General features: G+C 59.7%; 1 rRNA gene. It reads right to left on the bottom strand.

The window, feature by feature from the left end:
- Positions 1-30: 30 nt before the first annotated feature.
- Positions 31-2,976 (bottom strand): 23S ribosomal RNA (locus BW934_RS14405).
- Between the last annotated feature and the right edge of the window lie 77 nt (positions 2,977-3,053).

Raw genomic sequence — 3,053 nt, 5'->3', positions numbered from 1 at the left:
GGCCCTTGCCTTCGTGCATAGGGAGCCTTTCAGGTGAAGCCCTCGACCGATTCGTATCTGTCCGCTCCACGCATCACTGCGCTTCCACGCCAGACCGATCCACCTCGTCGTCTTCGAGGGGTCTTACTTCCTTCACGGAATGGGATACGTCATCTCGAGGCGGGCTTCGCGCTTAGATGCTTTCAGCGCTTATCCCTTCCCGACTTGGCTACCCAGCGCTGCCCCTGGCGAGACAACTGGTACACCAGCGGTCGGTTCATCCCGGTCCTCTCGTACTAGGGACAACCCCTCTCACGTATCCTACGCCCGCGGCAGATAGGGACCGAACTGTCTCACGACGTTCTGAACCCAGCTCGCGTACCGCTTTAATGGGCGAACAGCCCAACCCTTGGGACCGACTTCAGCCCCAGGATGCGATGAGCCGACATCGAGGTGCCAAACCTCCCCGTCGATGTGAACTCTTGGGGGAGATCAGCCTGTTATCCCCGGGGTAGCTTTTATCCGTTGAGCGATGGCCCTTCCACTCGGAACCACCGGGTCACTAAGCCCGACTTTCGTCCCTGCTCGACCTGTCCGTCTCGCAGTCAAGCTCCCTTCTGCCTTTGCACGCTCCGCGCGATTTCCATCCGCGCTGAGGGAACCTTTGGGCGCCTCCGTTACCCTTTAGGAGGCGACCGCCCCAGTCAAACTGTCCACCTGACACTGTCCCGCCTCGCGTCCTCACAAGGCCGGTTAGAACAACCGTGTCCCAAGGGTGGTATCCCAACGCCGACTCCACTCAGGCTGGCGCCCAAGCTTCTCCGTCTCCCACCTATCCTGTACATGAAACACCGTTGTCCCATATCAGGCTACAGTCAAGCTCCACGGGGTCTTTCCGTCTAACCGCGGGTAACCTGCATCTTCACAGGTACTACAATTTCACCGGGTCTCTCGTTGAGACAGCGCCCAAGTCGTTACGCCTTTCGTGCGGGTCGGAACTTACCCGACAAGGAATTTCGCTACCTTAGGACCGTTATAGTTACGGCCGCCGTTTACTGGGGCTTCGATTCGGACCTTCGGGGTCTCCCCCTAAGCCCTCCTCTTAACCTTCCAGCACCGGGCAGGCGTCAGCCCCTATACTTCGCCTTTCGGCTTCGCAGAGACCTGTGTTTTTGCTAAACAGTCGCTTGGGCCTTTTCACTGCGGCTCTTTCACCAGAAAGAGCGCCCCTTCTCCCGAAGTTACGGGGCCATTTTGCCGAGTTCCTTAACGAGAGTTCTCCCGCGCGCCTTCGTGTTCTCCACGCGCCCACCTGTGTCGGTTTCCGGTACGGGCACCTTCAGCTCGCTAGAGGCTTTTCTCGGCAGTGTGAACGTCGGGACTTCGGTACTGTCCTTCCCTCCCCATCACAGCTCACGCTTCCCAGGGTGCGCATTTCACTACACCCCACGCTCGCTGCTTGGACGGCCCCTTCCATCCGGCCGCTTCCCTCGTCCTCCTGCGTCACCCCGTCGCTCCAACGCCTACGGTGGTACAGGAATTTCAACCTGTTCTCCTTCGACTACGCCTTTCGGCCTCGCCTTAGGTCCCGACTGACCCTGGGCGGACGAGCCTTCCCCAGGAACCCTTGGGCTTTCGGCGGAGGGGATTCTCACCCCTCTTTTCGCTACTCATACCGGCATTCTCACTTCCATGCGCTCCACCAAGCCTCCCAGCTCAGCTTCGCCGCACATGGAACGCTCCCCTACCATGTCGCCATCCCTAGCTTCGGTGTCCGGTTTAGCCCCGTTCCATTTTCCGCGCAGCGCCACTCGACCAGTGAGCTATTACGCACTCTTTCAATGATGGCTGCTTCTAAGCCAACATCCTGGTTGTCTTCGCAGCGCCACATCGTTTCCCACTCAACCGGTACTTTGGGACCTTAGCTGAGGGTCTGGGCTGTTTCCCTCTCGACTACGGACCTTATCGCTCGCAGTCTCACTGCCAGGTTCCTCGACATTGTGGCATTCGCAGTTTGACGAAGCTTGGTAGCCCTCGCGGGCCCCGCACCCCATCAGTGCTCTACCTCCACAACTCATCCCCTGACGCTAGCCCTCAAGCTATTTCGGGGAGAACCAGCTATCACCGGGTTCGATTGGCATTTCACCCCTACCCCCAGTTCATCCCCTGGCTTTTCAACGCCAGTGGGTTCGGGCCTCCATGCGGTGTTACCCGCACTTCACCCTGACCAGGGGTAGATCACCCGGTTTCGGGTCGATGCGGACCAACTCGCGCCCTCTTCAGACTCGCTTTCGCTTCGGCTCTGGCTCCTTCGCCTTCACCTCGCTGGCCCACATCACTCGCCGGTTCATTCTACAAAAGGCACGCCGTCACGCTTTCTCGCGCTCCGACTGCTTGTAGGCACACGGTTTCAGGTGCTCTTTCACTCCGCTCCCGCGGTCCTTTTCACCTTTCCCTCACGGTACTCGTTCACTATCGGTCGCCAAGGAGTATTTAGCCTTAGGAGGTGGTCCTCCCTGATTCCTGCGGGGTTCCTCGTGTCCCGCAGTACTCGGGGTCTGTTTCCACCCTCATGCGTGTGTTTCGGATACCGGGCTCTCACCGTCTCTGGCCGGCCTTCCCAGACCGTTCTCCTACACACCCACTCGGGCTGGCTACCCTGCAGCTCGCCGCAAACAGCCCCTCTACCCCGCATGCGCATCGGCTGCAGCCTCTCCCACGCATACGGTTTAGGCTCCTCCGCTTTCGCTCGCCACTACTCACGGAATCGCGTTTGCTTTCTCTTCCTCGGGGTACTGAGATGTTTCACTTCCCCCGGTTCCCCGCTCAAGGCCTTTCGACCTCAAGCTGCTGGCGCTTCCCACCAGCGGGTTCCCCCATTCGGACATCCACGGATCCCAGCCCGCTTACGGCTCCCCGTGGCGTTTCGGCGTTCGCCCCGTCCTTCTTCGGCTCTTGGCGCCTAGGCATCCACCGTGTGCCCTTCCTAGCTTCACCTTGCCTGCTCCCTATGCACTTGCCAAGGTCCTCGAGAGAGCTTCCGCTCCCTCAAAACTAAACACACCCCACCACCT

Source organism: Alicyclobacillus vulcanalis (genome assembly GCF_900156755.1).
In the GTDB taxonomy this organism is placed as follows: domain Bacteria; phylum Bacillota; class Bacilli; order Alicyclobacillales; family Alicyclobacillaceae; genus Alicyclobacillus; species Alicyclobacillus vulcanalis.
Note: the sequence above shows the minus strand (reverse complement) of the source record. Positions and strands in the feature narration are given on the sequence as shown.